General features: G+C 75.3%; 16 protein-coding genes. 7 read left to right on the top strand and 9 right to left on the bottom strand.

What is annotated here, in order from left to right; all coding sequences use genetic code 11:
• The first annotated feature begins 180 nt into the window (after positions 1 to 180).
• Complete coding sequence (locus tag ABZ261_RS08925; protein WP_356856844.1) at positions 181 to 690, top strand: hypothetical protein; 510 nt, start codon at positions 181 to 183, stop codon at positions 688 to 690.
• Positions 691 to 698: 8 nt separating this feature from the next.
• Positions 699 to 4,994, top strand: a complete 4,296-nt coding sequence (locus ABZ261_RS08920) for a cation-translocating P-type ATPase (RefSeq protein ID WP_356856842.1) — start codon at positions 699 to 701, stop codon at positions 4,992 to 4,994.
• 509 nt (positions 4,995 to 5,503) lie between these two features.
• Here the strand turns inward: ABZ261_RS08920 and ABZ261_RS08915 are convergent.
• The 7 genes from ABZ261_RS08915 to ABZ261_RS08885 all read right to left on the bottom strand — a co-directional run bounded on the left by ABZ261_RS08915 (position 5,504) and on the right by ABZ261_RS08885 (position 11,735).
• Positions 5,504 to 6,838, bottom strand: coding sequence for an FAD-dependent oxidoreductase (locus tag ABZ261_RS08915; RefSeq protein ID WP_356856840.1), 1,335 nt, complete (start codon positions 6,836 to 6,838; stop codon positions 5,504 to 5,506).
• A 158-nt stretch (positions 6,839 to 6,996) separates the two neighbouring features.
• Complete coding sequence (locus tag ABZ261_RS08910; RefSeq protein ID WP_356856839.1) at positions 6,997 to 7,668, bottom strand: helix-turn-helix domain-containing protein; 672 nt, start codon at positions 7,666 to 7,668, stop codon at positions 6,997 to 6,999.
• Between the two features lie 111 nt (positions 7,669 to 7,779).
• Positions 7,780 to 8,505 (bottom strand): HAD-IA family hydrolase, encoded by a 726-nt coding sequence (locus ABZ261_RS08905; RefSeq protein WP_356856838.1) that lies wholly within the window; start codon positions 8,503 to 8,505, stop codon positions 7,780 to 7,782.
• A gap of 9 nt (positions 8,506 to 8,514) precedes the next feature.
• Positions 8,515 to 9,210 (bottom strand): phosphatase PAP2 family protein, encoded by a 696-nt coding sequence (locus tag ABZ261_RS08900; protein ID WP_356856837.1) that lies wholly within the window; start codon positions 9,208 to 9,210, stop codon positions 8,515 to 8,517.
• Between the two features lie 59 nt (positions 9,211 to 9,269).
• On the bottom strand, positions 9,270 to 10,205 hold the full coding sequence (locus ABZ261_RS08895) for a M56 family metallopeptidase (protein WP_356856835.1): 936 nt from the start codon (positions 10,203 to 10,205) through the stop codon (positions 9,270 to 9,272).
• A gap of 89 nt (positions 10,206 to 10,294) precedes the next feature.
• Complete coding sequence (locus ABZ261_RS08890; protein ID WP_356856833.1) at positions 10,295 to 10,846, bottom strand: DUF5134 domain-containing protein; 552 nt, start codon at positions 10,844 to 10,846, stop codon at positions 10,295 to 10,297.
• A 496-nt stretch (positions 10,847 to 11,342) separates the two neighbouring features.
• On the bottom strand, positions 11,343 to 11,735 hold the full coding sequence (locus ABZ261_RS08885) for a VOC family protein (protein ID WP_356856831.1): 393 nt from the start codon (positions 11,733 to 11,735) through the stop codon (positions 11,343 to 11,345).
• Positions 11,736 to 11,807: 72 nt separating this feature from the next.
• Between ABZ261_RS08885 and ABZ261_RS08880 the strand changes: the two genes are divergently transcribed.
• On the top strand, positions 11,808 to 12,347 hold the full coding sequence (locus ABZ261_RS08880; RefSeq protein WP_356856829.1) for a GNAT family N-acetyltransferase: 540 nt from the start codon (positions 11,808 to 11,810) through the stop codon (positions 12,345 to 12,347).
• Between the two features lie 22 nt (positions 12,348 to 12,369).
• Here ABZ261_RS08880 and ABZ261_RS08875 read toward each other — a convergent pair whose 3' ends face one another.
• A complete protein-coding gene (locus tag ABZ261_RS08875) occupies positions 12,370 to 13,053 on the bottom strand; it encodes a glycerophosphodiester phosphodiesterase family protein (protein WP_356856827.1) in 684 nt (227 codons plus the stop codon).
• 406 nt (positions 13,054 to 13,459) lie between these two features.
• On the opposite strand from ABZ261_RS08875, the gene ABZ261_RS08870 reads away from it, so the two are divergent.
• From ABZ261_RS08870 to ABZ261_RS08860, 3 genes are read left to right on the top strand one after another with little or no spacing between them, the layout of a single operon-like run.
• Positions 13,460 to 14,857: a DUF6421 family protein gene (locus tag ABZ261_RS08870; protein ID WP_356856825.1), complete on the top strand. Its 1,398-nt coding sequence runs from the start codon at positions 13,460 to 13,462 to the stop codon at positions 14,855 to 14,857.
• Positions 14,858 to 14,898: 41 nt separating this feature from the next.
• Complete coding sequence (locus tag ABZ261_RS08865; protein ID WP_356856823.1) at positions 14,899 to 15,645, top strand: SDR family oxidoreductase; 747 nt, start codon at positions 14,899 to 14,901, stop codon at positions 15,643 to 15,645.
• Complete coding sequence (locus ABZ261_RS08860) at positions 15,642 to 16,712, top strand: low specificity L-threonine aldolase (protein WP_356856821.1); 1,071 nt, start codon at positions 15,642 to 15,644, stop codon at positions 16,710 to 16,712. The genes ABZ261_RS08865 and ABZ261_RS08860 overlap by 4 nt, the downstream gene beginning before the upstream one ends.
• Before the next feature lie 260 nt (positions 16,713 to 16,972).
• On the opposite strand, the gene ABZ261_RS08855 is transcribed toward ABZ261_RS08860, so the two are convergent.
• Entirely contained in the window at positions 16,973 to 17,701 is a 729-nt protein-coding gene (locus tag ABZ261_RS08855; protein WP_356856819.1) for a lysophospholipid acyltransferase family protein, read from the bottom strand.
• A 352-nt stretch (positions 17,702 to 18,053) separates the two neighbouring features.
• On the opposite strand from ABZ261_RS08855, the gene ABZ261_RS08850 reads away from it, so the two are divergent.
• Positions 18,054 to 18,440, top strand: coding sequence for a thioredoxin family protein (locus ABZ261_RS08850; protein ID WP_356856817.1), 387 nt, complete (start codon positions 18,054 to 18,056; stop codon positions 18,438 to 18,440).
• Positions 18,441 to 18,503 lie beyond the last annotated feature (63 nt).

The following is an 18,503-nucleotide window of genomic DNA, read 5'->3' as shown; positions in this document are numbered from 1 at the left end:
GCGGGACGTCCGTCCCGGCCGGAGGCGAGGTGGGGCGATGATCCCGTCCGGGGCGGGTGGCGCGGACGCGGTCCGTGGCGTTCCCTGAGAACAAAAGGCGTTATCTGGGTCGATATGGGATGACCAGGGCGGTCAAGGGCACTCGGCGGGCACGGGAAGCGATCTCACCCGAGGAGAATCATGGCTGAGCAGAAGTCGTCCTCGGCCCTCACGGCGCCCCTGCGCGGCGCGGCCTCGGTACTGCGCAGGGTGCCCGGCGCCACGACGGTGGGCAGGGCCGCGGAGGAAACCCTGGACAAGGTGGGCGCCGTATCGCCCCGCGGACGGCGCATGGCGGTGTACGCCGGGGCCGGGCTGCTCGGCGCCGCCGGCGTGGTGGAGTGGCCCGTGGCCCTCACCGGCGCGGCGGTGGCCTGGCTCACCCAGCCCCGGCCCGCCCCGCAGACGGACGGCGGCGGGTCACCCGGGGACGAAGCCGACCCCGGACGACCCGAACCCGCGCACGACCTCGGCACCGCGGCGCTCAGGTCCGGCGGTGCGGGCCGCGAGGCCCCGGCGGGCGGGGCGGGATCCGGTCGCGGCCGGACCGCCGGTCCGCCCGGAGCAGCCCACGGCGGCCGGGCGTCCGCGGCCAAGACGTCCTCCGGTCCCCTCGGACCGGCCGCGCGCCCCGACCGCACCACACTCTGAGGAGGGTCATGGCTCTCGGTCTGCTGACGGCGCCCGCGGCCGCCGCGCGCCTGCTGCCCGCGGCGCCGCGCCTGCTCGCGCGGGCGGCGGCCCCGGCGGTCGGCGTCGCCGCCGGCGCCGCCGCCGGAACGGCGCGCGCGAGCGTGCGCGGCGCCGACGCCGCCGCACGGGTCGCTCGGGTGGCCCGCCACGCGCTGCCCGGCGCCGGTGACCACTGGCGGTCCGGCGCCCGCGCGCACCTCGCGGTGCGGCCCGTGGAGGCGGAGCCGGCCCGGCGAGCGGGCGGCACCGCGCAGCTCGCGCGCCGGCTGGCCGAGGCGCTCGCGGACCACCCCGACGTGCTGTTCGCCTACTGGGACGAGGGGCTGGCCCGCCTGGTGGTGACCGCCACCGAGGAGCGGGCCGCCGACCGTGTCATGGACCACGCGGCCGGCCTGGCCGAGCGGCACGGCCTGGCGCTGGCCGCGGCGGACCTGGAGGAGACCACGCATCCGGCCGACCCGGCCGGCGTGCGCGCCGCGGCGGCCACGCTCGCGGCCGACGGCCTCGGCGTCGGCGTCGCCCTCGCCGCGAACGCGCTGCGGCTGCCGCCCTCGCCCCGGATGGTCACCGCTCTGGTGACGCTGCTGCGGGAGAACCCGCGCTTCCGCGACCGGCTCCGCGACCGGCTCGGCGGCTCCCGCATGGACTTCGCGCTGGCCTGCGCGAACGCCGTCGTCCACGGGGCCGGCCAGTCGCCCACCTCCCTGGTGCTCGACGGCGTGCTGCGCGCCTGCCAGGTGGCCGAGACGGTGGTCCGGTCGGCCGCTTTCGACGCGCTGCACGACCAGCTGTGCGCACCCGACCGGGTCAGCGTCGGCGCGCAGGGCCCGCCGCGGCCGCCGCTGCACGTCTCCCCGGCCCAGGAGTACGCCGCCCACGCCGCCACCGGCAGCCTCCTCGGGGCCGCGGCCACCCTGCTGGTCAAGCACGACGCCGCCGAGGCCGCGGAGGCGGTGCTCGCCGGCTCCCCGAAGGCAGCCCGCTACGGTCCCGCCGCCTTCCACGCCGTGCTCAGCGCCGCGCTCGCCCGCTCCGGCGTACTGGTCCGCGACCCGGAGCGGCTCCGCCAGCTGGAGATGGCCGGCACCGTCGTGCTGCATCCCGGCGCCTTGCGCACCGACGACGGCGAGGCCGACGCATGGGCCGAACCGGTGCTGGACGCGGCACGCCGGGCCGGGCTGCGGGTGGTGCTCGTGGACGATCCGGCCCTGGAGGACTTCACCGGGCTCGCGGACCAGGTCGTGGACGCCCGCCGGCCGCTGGACGACGTCGTGCACGAGGCGCGCGCCGAGGAGCGCGCCGTGCTGGTGGTCGCCCGGGTCGGGGCGGCCGGCCGCCCCGACGTGCCGGCCGCGCTGCGCGCCGCCGACATCGCGATCGCCCTCACCGACCGGGACGGCGCGGTCATGTGGGGCGCGGACGTCCTGGCCCTGCACGGCCTGCCGGACGTGTGGCGGGTGCTGACCGCCGTCCCGGCCGCCCGCGCGGTCGGCCGCCGGTCCCAGACCCTCGCCCGTTCCGGCGCCGCCCTGTCCGGGCTGCTCGTGGCCGTCGGCGAGTCCGGCGGCGCACGCGGACGCCACTCCCTCGTACCGGGACTGCGGCACGCGCCCGTCGACGCCTGCGCCGCCGCGGCCCTGCTGTCCGGGGCGCGCGCCGCACTCGGCGTGGCGGCGGCCCGCGCCCCGCACCCGCGCCCCCGCGTGCACTGGCACGAACTGGACCCCGACCAGACCCGCGAGCGGCTGGAACACGAGCCGGCCGACGCGACCGGCCGGTTCGAGGGGGTGACCACCCGGATGCGCACGGCGGCCCAGGGCGTCGCCCGGCACCCGGCCGCCGCCCCCGCCCGCTGGTCCTACCGGCTCGGCCGGGCCGTCCGGGACGAACTGCACGACCCGCTCACCCCGGTGCTCGCCGTCGGTTCGGCGGCCTCCGCGATCCTCGGCTCGGTCGTGGACGCGCTGCTCGTCGTCGGCGCCCTCGACCTCAACGCCCTGGTCGGCGGCATCCAGCGGCTGCGGGCCGAGCAGGCGCTGTCCGGACTGGTCGCGGAGCAGCAGCGGAAGGCGCGCGTGGTGCCCCCGGGCACCGGGACCCCGGCCGACGGCGCCCGCACGGTGGAGGCGGGCGGGCTCCGGCCGGGCGACGTGATCCAGCTCCAGGCGGACGACGTGGTGCCCGCCGACGCCCGGCTGCTGTGGCAGGACGGGCTGGAGGTCGACGAGTCCGCCCTGACCGGCGAGTCGCTCCCGGTGGAGAAGCAGACCGCCCCCACCCCGCACGCGGCCGTCGCCGACCGGCGCTGCATGGTGTTCGAGGGGACGACCGTGGTCGCCGGGCAGGCCCGGGCCGTGGTGGTCGACACCGGCGACCGCACCGAGGCGGCCCGCGCCGTCCACCTCGCCGCCCGCACGCCCCCGGCCGGCGGCGTACAGGCCCGGCTGCAGGAACTCACCCGCAAGGCCCTGCCGTTGACACTGGCCGGCGGCGCCGCGGTGACGGGCCTGGCACTGCTGCGCGGCACCCCGATCCACGATGCGGTCAGCGGCGGTGTGGCCGTGGCCGTGGCGGCCGTGCCGGAGGGACTGCCGCTGGTGGCGACCGTCGCGCAGCTCGCGGCGGCACGGCGGCTGAGCCGGGGCGGTGTCCTGGTCCGCACCCCGCGCACGCTGGAGGCGCTGGGCCGCATGGACACCGTCTGCTTCGACAAGACCGGCACGCTCACCGAGAACCGGCTGCGTCTGGTGCGCACCTGCGACGCCGGGGGCACGGTCCGCGCGGTGGACGACGCCGGCTCGGAGGCGACCGTACGGGCCGCCGCGCGGGCCTGCCCGCGGCTGAACGGCGGCTCCGACCGGCCCGTGCACGCCACCGACGAGGCGGTGCTGGCCGCGGCGCGCCCCGACCCGGACTGGACGCAGCTCGCCGACCTGCCGTTCGAGGCCGCGCGCGGGTACGCCGCCGCCGTCGGCCGCAGCGGGGACGGCCCGCCCGTGCTCGTCGTCAAGGGTGCCCCGGAGACGGTGCTGCCCGCCTGCCCCGGCCTGCCGGAGCACGCCTCGCGGTCCGCGCACGCGCTGGCCGCGGACGGCCTGCGGGTCCTGGCGGTGGCCGAACGGCGGCTCGGGGAGGGCGAGCAGGAGTCCGACGCCCTGGAACGGCCGCTGGGAGAACTGCGGTTCACGGGTCTGCTGGCCCTGTCGGACGTGGCGCGCGACACCTCGCCGGCGCTGGTGCACGGGCTCGACGGGGCCGGCGTACGGCCGGTCATGCTCACCGGCGACCATCCGCAGACCGCGCGGGCCATCGCCACCGACCTGGGCTGGCCCGCGGACACCGTGGTGGTCACCGGCGACGAACTCGCCGCCGCCGACCGCGCGGCCCGGGCCCGGATGCTGCGTGACGCGGGCGTGGTGGCGCGGGTGGCGCCCGAGCAGAAACTCCAGGTCGTCGAGGCGCTGCGGGACGCCGGCCGGGTGGTCGGCATGGTCGGCGACGGCGCCAACGACGCCGCGGCCATCCGCGCCGCCGACATCGGCGTCGGCATCAACGCGCGGGGCTCGGCCGCGGCGCGCAACGCCGCGGACATCGTGCTGACCGACGACGACCTCACCGTCCTGATCGACGCGGTCGGCGAGGGCCGCGCCCTGTGGCACAGCGTGGCCGACGCCATCGCCATCCTGATCGGCGGCAACGCGGGCGAGGTCGGGTTCGGCATCCTCGGCACGCTGCTGTCCGGGCGGGCGCCGCTGTCCACCCGGCAGATGCTCATGGTGAACCTGTTCACCGACCTGTTCCCGTCGATGGCGGTGGCGGTGACCGAGAAGGAGGGCGAGGCGGACCTGGCCCACGTGGAGGAGGCCGCGGGTGTGCTGGGCGAGCCGCTGCTGCGGCAGATCCGCCACCGGGCCCTCACCACCTGCCTCGGCGCGGTCACGGCCTGGCTGATCGGCCGCTTCACGCCGGGCACCGCGCGGCGCTCCGGCACCATGGCGCTGTGCGGGGTGGTCGGCACCCAGCTCGTGCAGACCCTGCTCGACCGGCGCGACAGCCGCCTGGTGCAGGTCACCTGCCTGGGCTCCGCCGTGGCCCTGATCGCTGTGGTCCAGACCCCGGGCATCAGCCGCCTCGTCGGCTGCACCCCGCTCGGCCCGGTCGCCTGGGCGGGCGTCGTGGCCGCGATCGCGCTGGCGCTGGCGGGCCAGCGGAGCCTGCCCCGCCTGGAGCGGACCGTCTCCCGGCTCCTGCCGACGACGTGACCACCCCCTCCCGCCCCACCACCGTGATGCCCGCACGACCCGGCCGGCCGGCCGGGCACGGCTGGGGAGGCCGGCGGTCGCACCCTGCGCGAGCGCGCTGCCGCCTGCGGCCGCCCCGTCAGCACCCCGCCTCGACGGGAGGAGCGGCCTGGCGCGCTGATTCCGGCGGTCCGCAGGTGGAGCGGAGCGCCTCTCGGTCTGCGGAGGACCGGGGCCAAGGGGGCCTGATGAGCGGGGCCGGCCGCAAGCGCGGCCGGCCGGCCGCGTCCGCACCGACCGCCTACGACCGCCGAAGTCCGCCCGGCAGCAGTCCGGCCCGGGCGGGGGTGCGGCCGGCAGGTCTCCGCCGCGAACGGAAGCGGCCGGGCGACCGACACGGTCGTCCGGGCCGGGACCCGTTCGCCCGCCGGGGGGCGGCGTGTCCGGGGTGCGGCTCGCCGGCCGGCGGCCGGTCGCCGTGCCCCCGGGCCGCTCACCGGAGCCGCAGCCGGTGCGGCGGTCCGGATCCGCTACGACGTCCGTGCCGCTTCCAGCAGCGCTTCCCAGTCGGCCAGCTTGACCACGCTGCGGCCCAGCCGCGCGCCCAGTTCCGCCTCGGCCCGTTCGATCGCCAGCCACCCGCACCAGGGCACGGGGTCGATGCCGGCCGCCCGGAGCGCCGCCAGCGGATCCGCCGGCACGTCCCGGCGGCCGAGCGCGGCGGCGTCCGCGAGCAGGGAGGTCACGGTCTCCTTGGCGCAGGGCCGGTTGGTGCCGATGACACCGGTCGGGCCCCGCTTGATCCACCCGGCGACGTACTCGCCGGGGCAGGGCGCCCCGTCCCGGACGACGCGGCCCTCCCGGTTCGGGACCGTGCCGCTCACCGGGTCGAACGGCAGCCCTTCCAGCGGCACTCCGCGGTAGCCCACCGAGCGCAGCACCAACTGCGCGGGCACGTCCTCGTACCGGCCGGTGCCCGTCACCTGGCCGCGGCCGTCGGGCGCCGTCCGCTCGAAACGCACGGCGCCCACCCCGCCGCCCTCCGCGAGGAGTTCCACCGGCCGGAGGAAGAACCGCAGCCGGATCCGCCGGGCGGCGCCCGACGCGGGCCGCGCCGCCCAGTCGCGCAGCACCTCCACATTGCGCCGCTGCACGGCCGGCAGCGCGGCGGGATCCACCGGGTCGAGCGCCAGCTCGGCCGCGTCCACGGTGACGTCCGTGCCGGGAAGCCCGCCCAGCTCGCGCAGCTCCTTGGTGGTGAAACGCGCCTGCGCCGGGCCGCGCCGGCCCACCATGTGCACCTCGGTGATCCCGCTGGCCGTGAGCGTGTCCAGCGCGGCCTGCGGAATGTCCGTCGGCCGCAGCTCCGCGGCTCCCCTGACCAGCATCCGGGTGACGTCCACCGCGACGTTGCCGACCCCGATGACCACCGCCGAGCGCACCCCGCGCAGGAAGCCCGCGTCGGCCGCGTCCGGGTGCGCGCTGTACCAGGAGACGAACTCGGTCGCCGACCAGCTGCCCGGCAGCTCCTCGCCGGGGATGCCGAGCCGGCGGTCGGCGGCGGCGCCCACGCAGTACACGACCGCGTGGTAGAGCGCCCTCAGCCGGTCCACGGGCAGACCGCCGGGGCCGCCCACGCGCACCCCGCCGAGGAACCGCACCCGCTCGTGCTCCAGTACCGTCCGCAGGCCGACCTGCAAGGACTTGATCTTCTCGTGGTCGGGTGCGACGCCGTAACGGACCAGGCCGTAGGGGCACGGCAGCCGGTCCAGGACGTCCACACGGACCTCGGGATCGCGCTGGACCAGGCCCTGGGCGGTGTAGCACCCGCTCGGCCCGGAACCGACGACGGCGACACGCAGCACAGCGGTTACTCCTTGCCCTGAGGAGGGCGTGCGGACGCTTCCAGCATGGCACCGCCCGGGCACCGGCGGCAGGGGCCGGTGGGGTGACCGAGGGGCGTCCGCCGGTGCGGAGCGTGCTCGCGCGCCGGTGCCGCGGCACCGGGGGGCGAGCAGGCCCGTCAGGGACCGGCGGGGTCTTCCTCCCCCGTGGCGAAGAAACGGGACAGGTCCTGCTGGCCGGCCCCCGCGCCCGGATCGCTCTCCGGGGGCCGTCCGAGCTCCCAGTCGAGGCCGTACCGCCGGAACAGCTCGGCCCGCAGCACCGGCACGGGCATCGGCACGCCCGGCACCAGCGCGGCGTACACCGCCCCCATCAGCAGGGCCCGCAGCATCGGATAGTCGGCCGAGACGTCCTGAGCGCCGCACCGGGCGACCGTGTCGCTGAGCAGCTCCGACAGCCGGCGCTGCTCCGGGCACTGGACGAAGCCCTCGGCCTGGAGCAGGCCCGCCATGTGCTGGCGCATCAGCACGGGCCGGTCCCGGGCCAGGCCCAGGATCGCGTCGATGGCCCGGGCCAGCCGCTCCCGGCCGTCCTCGGTGCGCGGCTCACGCTCCAGCGCCTCCTCCAGCGTGCGGTGCATCAGCCGGTGCACGGCGGACTGCACCAACTGCCGCTTGCCGGGGAAGTAGTACGACACCAGTCCGCGCGCCGAGCCGGCCCGGTCCGCGATGTCGCCCAGCGTCGTGGCCTCGAACCCACGCTCGCCGACGAGTTCGACGGCGGCCTGCAACAGCCGTTCCCGGGAACGCCGCCGCAATTCTTCATTGACCGAGGCGCTTCGCGGGGACATCCTGGAACTCCTGCGTTGACTGGCTGCCAGCCAACTATACTCAACGCATCGGGCACGCCTGCGTCTCGGGCCGCCCGGAGCCGTCCGTCTGGGGCGACGCGGGGGATCGTCTCAGACGGACGGCGTCCGACTTCCGGGTGCGGCGCCCGGGTTCACCAGGTCCAGCACGGGCAGCAGCGCGTCGGGGCGCTCGGCCGCCGGCAGGTGGTCCACGAAGTGCACCCGGCAGCCGAGAGCCGCGGCGCCGCCGTCCGCCGGCCTGCTGTCGCCGACCATCAGCACCTCCCGCGGATCGGCGCCCAGCGCCTCGCAGGCGACCGCGAACAGCCGCGCGTCCGGCTTCTGCACGCCGTGTTCACAGGACAGGACGTAGGTGTCCACGTACGCGTCCAGCCCGTGCTCGCGGAACACCGGGCGCAGGTCCCAGCCGATGTTGCTGACCACGCCCACCCCGATCCCGCGCTCGCGCAAGGTGCGCAGCACCTCGGCCGCGTCGGGGTACGGCGACCAGGCGCCAGGGGTCATGTGCCGCTCGTACAGGGCGTCGTGCAATTCCGGGGCGGGCAGCCGCACCTGCCGGGACAGGCCCGTGTAGGTCGCCCGGTGCAGCTCCGCGCTCTCGTCCCGCACCGCCCAGAGGTCCGCGAGGCGCGCCGGCAGTTCGAGCGGCGCCGCGCCCCCCGGCAGCGCACCGGCCGCCTCCAACGCCTCTGCCGTCGCCCGCAGTTCGCGCTCCGGCAGGCAGTGGCCGGTCTGCTCGAGCACCGCCCGCAGCCAGGACTCGGCGGACTCGACGCGGAACAGCGTCCCGGAGAAGTCGAACAGCACAGCCGTCATGCCCGGACTCTACCCGCGCCGGTCCACCGGCACCTGCGCCCGGCCGTCCCGCGGCCACTCGCGCACCACGACCGCGACGGCCACCAGCAACGCCCCGAACAGCCAGCCGCCCAGCACGTCCGTGGGCCAGTGGACACCCAGCCAGACCCGGGTCACGCCCACGCCCACCACCGAGACCAGCGCCGCCGCCACGGCCGCACGCCACAGGGCGCGGCCCGCGCCGCGGCGGTGCAGCAGCCACAGCAGCAGCCCGCACACGACGGTGGCGGTCAGGGCGTGGCCGGACGGGAAGGCGGCGTAGTGGGCGGAGTCGACGGGATCCGGCCAGACCGGGCGGGCCCGGCCGACGAGCGCCTTGACCGACTGCTGCACGAGCGTGGCCACCGCGCAGGTCACCGCGAGCCACAGCGCCGTCCGCCAGGCCGAGCGCCGCCACACCAGCCACACCGCCACCGCGGCGCACAGCAGACGCATGGTCAGCGGATCCCACACCCAGTCCGTCAGCACCCGGAAGACCCGCGTGACCTCGCGCTCGTGAACCGCCCAGCGGTGGGTCGTCCGGGAGATGCCGCCGTCCAGGGTGAGCAGCGGATGCCAGCGTGCCGCGACGAGGACCAGCAGAAGCACGGAGCACGCACCGAGGGCGGCGGCCACCAGGACGGCGGGGCGGAGGTCGGGCGGGACCGGGGTGGGACGACGGTACATGCGGTGATCTTTGTTCATGGGGCGGCTGCGGCCAAGTCACCCGCCCAGGGAGTACGGCGTCAGCCCAGCGCGCGCAGCCCGGGCACCAGCGCCAGCAGCACCGGGACCGCCGGGACGAGCGCCGCGGCCGCGGTCAGGCGCAGCCGGCGCAGCGCCGGGAGCCGGTCGGGGGCGGTCAGCAGGCGGTGCACGCGCCGCGGCACGTCCGCCTGCGCGGTCGGGCAGGGACCGAACACGCCCCGTTCCTCGTTGAGTCCGACCAGGGCGAGCGCCGTCGTCAGCCGGCCGAAGCGCCGGGAGGCCATGTCGTCGGCGGCCAGTTCGACCAGCCGGTGCATCTCGTCGCGGAACGCGGCGAACACCGGGACCTGCGGGAACCCGCCCGCCAGCGCGGCCGAGCAGTGCAGCAGCCAGTCGTGCCGGGCCTGCGCGTGCCCCTGCTCATGGGCGAGGAGCGCATCGAGCTGACGCCCCTTCAGGCGGCGCAGCGCGGCCGTGGTGATGACCAGCCGGGGCGCCGGGCCGGGCAGCCACCATGCGTCGGGACGCTCGCCCTCCAGCACCACCAGCCGGCCGCCCGACGGCTCCTCGCCCGGCAGCAGCGGGGCCCGCAACCGAAGTTCGGCCCGCCGCGCCCGCCGCCGCACCCGGGCCCGCACGACCTCGCGCACCAGCATCGCCAGGCTCCACAGTCCACCGCAGGCGAGAAGCACGGCGGTGGGCGCCGCCCAGGGGCCGGCCGCGCCCAGGGCGTAGGCGTCCGCGACCGCGGGCGGCGCCGTGGCGAACACGTGCCCGCGGACCGCCTGCCAGGCCGCCGCCGCGCTGAGCGTCATCGACAGGGCGCAGCACAGCAGGACGGCCGCCACGACGCACTGCCACACCCAGAGGGCGACGACCGGCTCGCGGTCCGGCCAGTCTGCCCGGGCGAGCAGCCGCGGGGCGGAGACGGCGGTCAGGGCGCCGAGCAGCAGCAGGGCCACGGGGACCATCATGGTCGACACCCTACGAGCGCGGGGCCGTCCGGCGGTACGGTCCGCCCCGGCGAAGTGACGCAGTCGACGTGCGTGCCGGCGTCCGGCGCTCACATCGTCAGCAGCATCGCCACCATGCCGATCCCCATCGACAGCCGGCACGCCCGCGCCAGCTCCGGGCGGTCGCCCCAGTGGACCGGGTCCGTCCGGGCCGGCGTGCCGGGCGCGGGCACCAGCCGGGCGCCGGCCAGCAGCACATAGCCCGCGAAGTACAGCAGCAGCGCGGCGGTCAGCGGCGGCATCCCGCCGCCGTGCCCGTGGTGGGCGGCGGCGGGCGGCGACGCGGCCGTCACCACCGCCATGTACACCATCGCCGTGCTGCCCACGAGGTGGTGCAGATGGCGCGGGCCGCCGCGCACCGCCCACAGCGCGCGCAGCGCCGCCGCGCCGAACACCGCCGCGTACACCGGCCACGCCCACCACGGCGGCGTGAACACCGCCGCCGGGACGGCCATCACGGCCATGCCGAAACCCATCAGCGCCTCACCGCCCGCCTCGCTGCGCTGCTCCTCGGCACCGCTGCGCATCCGCAGCAGGCAGTAGGCCCCCGTCCCCGCGCAGAGCGCGACCAGCAGCCAGGCTGCCGACACCGGTCCGTGCACGGCGCACCTCCCCTCGACGGTCGGTCGAGGGATGCGATGCCCACGACGGACGGAGCGCACGCGAGCGCAAGGAGGTACACGGGGAGCATGCGGGGGAGCGCGCACGGTGACCACCGCCGTGGGCGGCGAAACCGTCCGCGACGCCGCCCGCCCGCCGGCCGGGCTCGCGCGGCGCCGCTCGCCCCGTAGACCGCCGGCCGCGGGCCGTCCGTCGCCGCCTGCGTAGCCGCCCGCCCAGGGCCCGTAGGCCGGGTGACCGGCGCCCGGCCCGCCGGCGGTGCCGGCCCGCGCGGAACGGCACGGTAGCGCCGTGCTCCGCCGGCGGCAGCCCGTCCGCGCCGAGCCGGACACCGGGCCGGGTCGGGCCCGCCCCGCACGGCGCGTGAGCCGCCCGGAGGGCTGGCCTCACCGCCGGGCACAGCGCCCCCGGGCGCCTCGTGACGCCCCCGGAGCCCGGTGTGCGGACGCGGGCGGAACCCCCGGCGGGGCCCGTCCCTCAGATGCCCGGCCGGTACCGCAGCGGATGGTCCGCCGGGATCTCCACCAGGACGATGCGGGTGCCGTCCGGATCGGTGATCCACATCTCGATCAGGCCCCACGGCTCCCGCACCGGCGGCCGTACGATCTCCACGCCCCGTGCCCGCAGCTCCCCGCACGCCGCGCTCACGTCCCCGACCTGGAGCCAGAGCTGCACCGCGGGCGACGGCGGGGTGTCGGACCGGCCGGAGAGCTCCAGGAAGCCGCCGCCGAGGAAGTAGACGGTCCCGCGCTCGGGCCCGGTGCCGAACTCGCGGTGGACGGACAGGCCGAGCTGCTCGCCGTAGAAGACGCGGGAGCGCTCGGGGTCGGTGGGCCGCAGAAGGGTGCGGCTGCTGAGTACATGCACCATGCGCCGGAGGCTACTCCGCAGGGTTACCCTCGTCCCCGGCTCAGCCACGCCCGAGAATCGGAGACCGCCGCCATGGACGCGCAAGCCACCTCGATCACCTTCCGCGACGCCACCGACGCCGACGTCGACGCCCTGGTCGCACTGGTCCAGTCGGCGTACCGGGGGGACGACAGCCGGGCCGGATGGACCACCGAGGCGGACATCCTGGACGGGCGGCGGACCGACCACGAGGCCGTGCTGCAGGTGATCAAGGCGCCGGCGAGCCGGCTGCTGACTGTCGAGCGGGACGGCCGCGTCGTCGCCTGCTGCCAGCTCGAACACCGCGGTGACCACGCCTACTTCGGCATGTTCGCGGTCACTCCCGCGCTGCAGGGCGCGGGCCTCGGCGGCACGGTGCTGTCGGAGGCGGAGCGCCTGGCCCGCGCGACCTGGGGCGTCGGCGAGATGCGGATGACGGTGATCTCCGTACGGCACGACCTGATCGCGTGGTACGAGCGCCGCGGCTACCGCCGTACGGGGCGGACGGAGCCGTTCCCGTACGGCGACGAGCGCTTCGGCGTCCCGCGCCGCGACGACCTGGAGTTCGAGGTGCTGGCCAAGCCGCTGGCGTGACCTCTCCGCCCGGGGCGCCGGGTCAGGCCGTGAAGCGGCCGGTGCGCTTGATGTCCGGGTAGTCGGTCGTCGCGCCGTCCAGCTCCAGCGCGCGCACCAGCCGCAGATGCTCCTGGGTGTTGACGACCCAGCCGATGATCCGCAGCCCGGAGGCGCGCGCGTGCTCGACGACCTCCAGGGTGAGCCGGCGGATGTCGAGGCAGACGGACCCGGCGCCCACGGCGACGGCGCGGTCCACCACATCGGTGCCGTAGCGGCTCGCTACCAGCGCCGTGCGCACGCCCGGCACCAGACGCCTGATCTCGGCGATCGCCTCGTCGTGGAACGAGGACACCTCCACCCGCCGGGTCAGATCCCTGGCGTGCATCACCTCGGCCAGCGTCCGTGCCGCCGCCACGTCCTTGATCTCGGCCTGCAGCGGAGTCTGCACGGCCTCCAGGACCTCCTCGAACACCGGTACCCGCTCCCCGCGGCCCGCGTCCAGGGCGCGCAGCTCCGCGAGGGTCTTCTCGGCGATCGGCCCGGAGCCGTCGGTCGTACGGTCCACCTTCGCGTCGTGCATGACGACGAGGGCGCCGTCCTTGCTGAGATGCAGATCGAGTTCGATCAGGTCGAGGCCGGCCTGCTGCGCGGCGACGAAGGAACGGAGGGTGTTCTCGGGCTCCACGCCCATGACCCCGCGGTGACCGATGGTTAGGAAGTTCAAGGTTCAACTCGCTTCCGTCGACGGCGGCTCGGGGACGCGCGGACCGACGCCCCCTGTTCCGGACGTCGTCGTCCACACGGCATGTTCGCAGCCTAACGGCCGGCCGGCGCGATGGACCCGCGGATGCGCGGCGGCCGGGGGACGGCGTCCGGCGCCGGACGGCCCGGTCTCCACCCGCACCGTCACCCGGCGCGGGGCCGGCCCCCGCATCGCAGGCCGACCGGATACCGCCCCTCGGCGGCTCCTGCCGCCTCACGGCGGAAGTGAGCGCCGTCACGGTTTACGACAGGAAAAACAGCGGTGACCATGGGGTCAGGCAGAACGATTTCCCGAGTTGGCTCTTGCTGAGAGAAACCGCGTGTGTCTACGGTGTCTCTACGCGAGGTTCTCCCGTGGAGGATGGGATATGACGGAAATTCTTGTGCAGGCCGCTGCGGAGGAGCAGACTTCTTCGCTGACCAGGGTGATCGACCACCCGGCCTGGCCCGTGCTCAAGGATGCCGTGGAGCAGATCCGGCCATGGCAGTCGAAGGACGGATCGATCGACTTCGACGCCGAGGGGGCCCCGCGGCGGGCCGACGCGGCCGCGGCCGTCGAGCGTGTCGTCGACGCGGTCGAGCAGCTCTCCCCGCTCCTCCCGCACGACGCCGCCTACCACCGCGCGCTGGTCGAGGACCTGCGCCGCTGGGCCGAGGGCGGCTTCCAGGTGCCCGACTTCCTGGACTCGCTGCTGGCCTTCAACCCGGCCGCCCGCCGCGAGGACGGCCTGCAGCACCTGGTCGTCTTCCCGATGTACACGCAGAACGGCAACCCGGACCGCAATCTGGAGGCGGTCGTGCTGCGCATGGTGTGGCCGGACTGGCTGGCCGAGCTGGAGCGCACCCGCTACGACAACCCGCTGTTCTGCGGCATCACCTTCGAGGACTTCACCTCGGGGTACGACACCAACTCCGCCGTGCTCTTCCCGGAGACCATCGCCGTCCGTGAGGCGCCGGAACGATTCTCCTGGGGCGGCATCTTCTGCGACCGCGAGGCCGCCCGCTTCCGCCGGGTCACCGAGGCCGCCGTCGACATCCTCGGCCTCGACCTGCCCGAGGACGTCGCCGCGATGGTCCACGACCAGAAGCGCTGCGAAGAGGCCTTCGTGCTGTGGGACATGATCCACGACCGCACCCACAGCCACGGCGACCTGCCGTTCGACCCGTTCATGATCAAGCAGCGCCAGCCGTTCTGGATGTACGGCCTGGAGGAGCTGCGCTGCGACCTCACCGCCTTCAAGGAGGCCGTGAAGCTGCAGGCGGACGGCGTCCCCCAGGCCCGTGACGTGCAGTACGCGGTGCTCTTCGACCGCATGTTCCGCTTCCCGGTCACCGGCGACCGCAACCGCAACTACGACGGCCTCGGCGGGCAGCTGCTCTTCGCCTACCTGCACCAGCACGACGTGGTCCGCTGGACCGACAACAAGCTCACCATCGACTGGGAGCGCGCCCCGCAGGTGACCAACCAGCTGTGCGCCGAGATCGAGAAGCTGTACCGGGACGGCATCGACCGCCCTAAGCTCGTGCACTGGTTCGCCGGCTACGAGCTGGTCTCCGCCTACCTCGCCCCGCACCCCGGTTCCAAGTGGGCCAAGGGCCCGGACGCCCTGGACCTGACCCAGCCGCCGCGCAAGCTCGTGGACGACGTGCTTCCGGACGAGTTTCCGCTCAGCATGTTCTTCGAGGCGCTGTCCAAGAAGCTGAAGAACGTGATCGCCTCCACGAAGGGCATCACCGCGGACACCGCCGAGCGGGTCGCCGCGTGAGCGACCGCGTCCGGAACACAGCTGCTTCGAAGGGGAACACCATGGGCAACGGGGCTCTCAGCGGTGCGGTGATCGCCGTGGCCGGCGCGGGCGGACCCGCCGGCCGGGCGGCGCTGCTGCGGCTGGCAGAGGCCGGGGCGACCGTCGTAGGGGCGGACAACGACCCGCAGCGGCTGTCGGAGGCCGTGGACGCGGCCCGCTACGCCTCCGGTGGCGCCACCGTCACCGGCGACACGGTCGACCTGCTCGACCTGCAGTCCACCCGCGACTGGGCCGCCCACATCGAGAAGGACTTCGGCCGGGTCGACGGGCTCGTCCACCTGGTCGGCGGCTGGCGCGGCAGCGAGACCTTCACGAAGACCAGCCTCGACGACTGGGACTTCCTGGAGATGCTGCTGATCCGCACCGTGCAGCACACCTCCCTCGCCTTCCACGAGGCGCTGCAGCGCAGCGAGCGCGGCCGGTACGTCCTGATCAGCGCGGCCGGCGCCTCGAAGCCGACCGCGGGCAACGCCGCCTACTCCGCGGCCAAGGCCGCCGCCGAGGCGTGGACGCTGGCCATGGCGGACTTCTTCCGCAAGGCGGGGGGCGCCGAGGGGCCGACGTCCGCGGCTACGATCCTGGTGGTGAAGGCGCTGGTGCACGACGCGATGCGCGCCGAACGCCCCAACGCGAAGTTCGCGGGCTTCACGGACGTCAAGGACCTGGCCGAGGCCATCGAGGGCGTCTGGACCAAGCCCGCCGCCGAAGTGAACGGAAACCGTCTGTGGCTGACCGAGAAGCCGTGAACCCTCCCAGGACCGACGCGCGTCGCCACCACGACCCGCAGGTCCGCGGTTTCGCCAGTGACAACTACGCCGGAGCCCACCCGGAGATCCTGGCCGCCATCGCCCTGGCGAACGGCGGCCACCAGGTGGCGTACGGCGAGGACGACTACACCGAGCACCTCCAGCGGATCATCCGCAGCCACTTCGGGGCCACCGCGGAGGCCTTCCCGGTCTTCAACGGCACCGGGGCGAACGTCGTCGCGCTCCAGGCGGTCACCGACCGCTGGGGCGCGGTGATCTGCGCCGAGAGCGCGCACATCAACGTCGACGAGGGCGGCGCCCCCGAGCGCATGGGCGGTCTGAAACTGCTCACCGTGCCCACCCCCGACGGCAAGCTCACGCCCGAGCTGATCGACCGGCAGGCCTGGGGCTGGGAGGACGAGCACCGTGCGATGCCGCAGGTGGTGTCGATCACCCAGAGCACGGAGCTGGGCACCCTCTACACGCCCGAGGAGATCCGCGCGATCTGCGAGCACGCCCACGCGCACGGCATGAAGGTGCACCTGGACGGCTCCCGGATAGCCAACGCGGCCGCCTCCCTGGACGTGCCGATGCGGACCTTCACCAACGCGGTCGGCGTGGACATCCTCTCGCTGGGCGGGACGAAGAACGGCGCCCTGTTCGGCGAGGCGGTCGTCGTCCTCAACCAGGACGCGGTGCGGAGCATGAAGCACCTGCGGAAGATGTCGATGCAGCTGGCCTCCAAGATGCGCTTCGTCTCGGTGCAGCTGGAGGCGCTGCTCGCCAAGGACCTGTGGCTGCGCAACGCCCGGCACGCCAACGAGATGGCCCAGCGGCTCGCCGAGGGCGTGCGCGCGGTGCACGGCGTGGAGATCCTCTACCCGGTGCAGGCCAACGGTGTCTTCGCCAGGCTCCCGCACGACGTGAGCGAGCGGCTGCAGAAGCGGTTCCGCTTCTACTTCTGGGACGAGGCGGCCGGGGTCGTGCGCTGGATGTGCTCCTTCGACACGACGGAGGAGGACGTCGACACGTTCGTGGCGGCGCTGAAGGAGGAGATGGCGCGCTAGCCGCCCCCTTCACGCGAGCCCCGCAGGGGATGCGGTCACCCGCGAAGCCGGCGGCCGGCGGTGAGCGCACTCCCGTGCCCTCCGGCGCCGGGGCCGGCGTCCCGCGCCTGCGGAACCTCCGTGACCAGGCCGTCGCCCGGCACGCCGGCGGCCGACCGGGGAGCGCGGCGCGGGGCATCGGTCCCGGCGGCGCCGCTGCGCGCGGATCCAGGGCGGTGACCGGCGGCAGGAGTGGGCGCGCCGCCGGACGCCGCGAGGCGTCAGTGGGCCTCTGCGGCGCGCAGTTCCTCCGCCGTCGGGGCCGTGCCGCCGAGGTGGGCCGGGAGCCACCAGGAGTCCTGGGAGTCCTTGGGGCGGCCGGGATAGGCGCGCTGGGCGGCGTCCAGCAGCTCCTGGACGCGTTCGCGCAGCCGGCGGGTGATGGCGCCCGCGTACTGGTCGCGGGGTGCCTCCACCGGCTCGCCGACGCGGACGGTGACGGGCAGGTGGCTGCGGCCGAAGTTGCGGGGCCGGCCCTTCGTCCACAGGCGCTGGGTGCCCCACACCGCCATCGGGACCAGCGGGACGCCCGCCTCCTGCGCCAGGCGGGCCGCACCGGACTTGAAGCTCTTCAGCGTGAAGGACGGCGAGATGGTGGCCTCCGGGAACACCCCGACGACCTCCCCGGAGCGCAGCGAGTCCAGCGCGTGCGCGAACGCGGCCTCACCCTGCTTGCGGTCCACCGGGATGTGCTTCATGCCGCGCATCAGCGGGCCGGAGATCCTGTGCCGGAAGACGGACTCCTTCGCCATGAAGCGCACCAGGCGCTTCTGCGGAAGGGCGGCCAGGCCGTTGAAGACGAAGTCGAGGTAGCTGATGTGATTGCTCACCAGCACGGCACCGCCGGTGCGCGGGATGTTCTCCGAGCCCTGACAGTCGATCTTCAGGTCCCAGACCTTGAACAGCGTCTTGGCGAATCCGATGACGGGACGGTAGACCAGCTCGGCCATAAGCGGGGTGGGCCCTTTCTGCTCTGCTCGGGAAAGGGGATCCCGGCGGGAAAGTTACGTGTCCGTAGGTTTACGGCGTCTCGCAGATCGTGCCCCAAGAACGGACGGGTAGCCAGTCCTGGTGCCTCGCGGCGGCGAGATCCTCGTCACGTCGGCCTACATCCCACCTCAAAGGCTTAAGTCACCTTTACTCCGGGCGTACCGTGGAGCCCCTCGGGAAGCAGGAGCACCACCCCTGGGCGGAGCGCGGCGGAGACCTGCCGGGAGCCGGGAATTGCCGCGGTCCCGTGGACGCTGTAGGCGTGGAGGACCGGACCGGCGGCGTGCGGCCCGGCCGGCGGGGTGCCGGGCGGTGCTCGCCGCGGCGGGTGACAGCAAAGCGCCGCACGGGCGGCGGAACAGGAGGGCACACGTGCGCGGGGGCGACGACGGCGAGCGGCTGGACGCGGCCGACCTCGGCGGCGCACTGGGGGAGCGGGCCACACTCGTGCAGTTCTCCAGCGCCTTCTGTGCGCCCTGCCGGGCCACGCGCCGCATCCTCGGCGAGGTCGCGGCGATGGTGCCGGGGGTGACCCACGTCGAGATCGACGCCGAGGCCCGCCTGGACCTCGTCCGCGCACTGGACGTCCTGAAGACGCCCACCGTCCTGGTCCTGGACGCCGGCGGCCGGGTGGTGCGGCGCGCCGCCGGGCAGCCCCGCAAGGCCGACGTCATCGCGGCGCTCGGGGAGGCGGTGTGAGGAGCCTTCGGTGCGCGGCGCCGGGCCCTGCGGGTCCCGCGCCCCGCTCGGCCCCGCGCACCC

The organism is Streptomyces sp. NPDC006193 (assembly GCF_040613915.1).
Taxonomy (GTDB): Bacteria; Actinomycetota; Actinomycetes; order Streptomycetales; family Streptomycetaceae; genus Streptomyces.
The sequence above is the reverse complement of the archived record's forward strand: the minus strand, read 5'-3'. Positions and strand labels throughout refer to the sequence as shown.

Excerpts from the sequence above, each read along its gene's own strand:
- ABZ261_RS08925 (WP_356856844.1), top strand. The coding sequence starts at position 181 with ATGGCTGAGCAGAAGTCGTCCTCGGCCCTCACGGCGCCCCTGCGCGGC.
- ABZ261_RS08920 (WP_356856842.1), top strand. The coding sequence starts at position 699 with ATGGCTCTCGGTCTGCTGACGGCGCCCGCGGCCGCCGCGCGCCTGCTG.
- ABZ261_RS08910 (WP_356856839.1), bottom strand. The coding sequence starts at position 7,668 with ATGTCCCCGCGAAGCGCCTCGGTCAATGAAGAATTGCGGCGGCGTTCC.
- ABZ261_RS08905 (WP_356856838.1), bottom strand. The coding sequence starts at position 8,505 with ATGACGGCTGTGCTGTTCGACTTCTCCGGGACGCTGTTCCGCGTCGAG.
- ABZ261_RS08900 (WP_356856837.1), bottom strand. The coding sequence starts at position 9,210 with ATGTACCGTCGTCCCACCCCGGTCCCGCCCGACCTCCGCCCCGCCGTC.
- ABZ261_RS08895 (WP_356856835.1), bottom strand. The coding sequence starts at position 10,205 with ATGATGGTCCCCGTGGCCCTGCTGCTGCTCGGCGCCCTGACCGCCGTC.
- ABZ261_RS08885 (WP_356856831.1), bottom strand. The coding sequence starts at position 11,735 with ATGGTGCATGTACTCAGCAGCCGCACCCTTCTGCGGCCCACCGACCCC.
- ABZ261_RS08880 (WP_356856829.1), top strand. The coding sequence starts at position 11,808 with ATGGACGCGCAAGCCACCTCGATCACCTTCCGCGACGCCACCGACGCC.
- ABZ261_RS08870 (WP_356856825.1), top strand. The coding sequence starts at position 13,460 with ATGACGGAAATTCTTGTGCAGGCCGCTGCGGAGGAGCAGACTTCTTCG.
- ABZ261_RS08865 (WP_356856823.1), top strand. The coding sequence starts at position 14,899 with ATGGGCAACGGGGCTCTCAGCGGTGCGGTGATCGCCGTGGCCGGCGCG.
- ABZ261_RS08855 (WP_356856819.1), bottom strand. The coding sequence starts at position 17,701 with ATGGCCGAGCTGGTCTACCGTCCCGTCATCGGATTCGCCAAGACGCTG.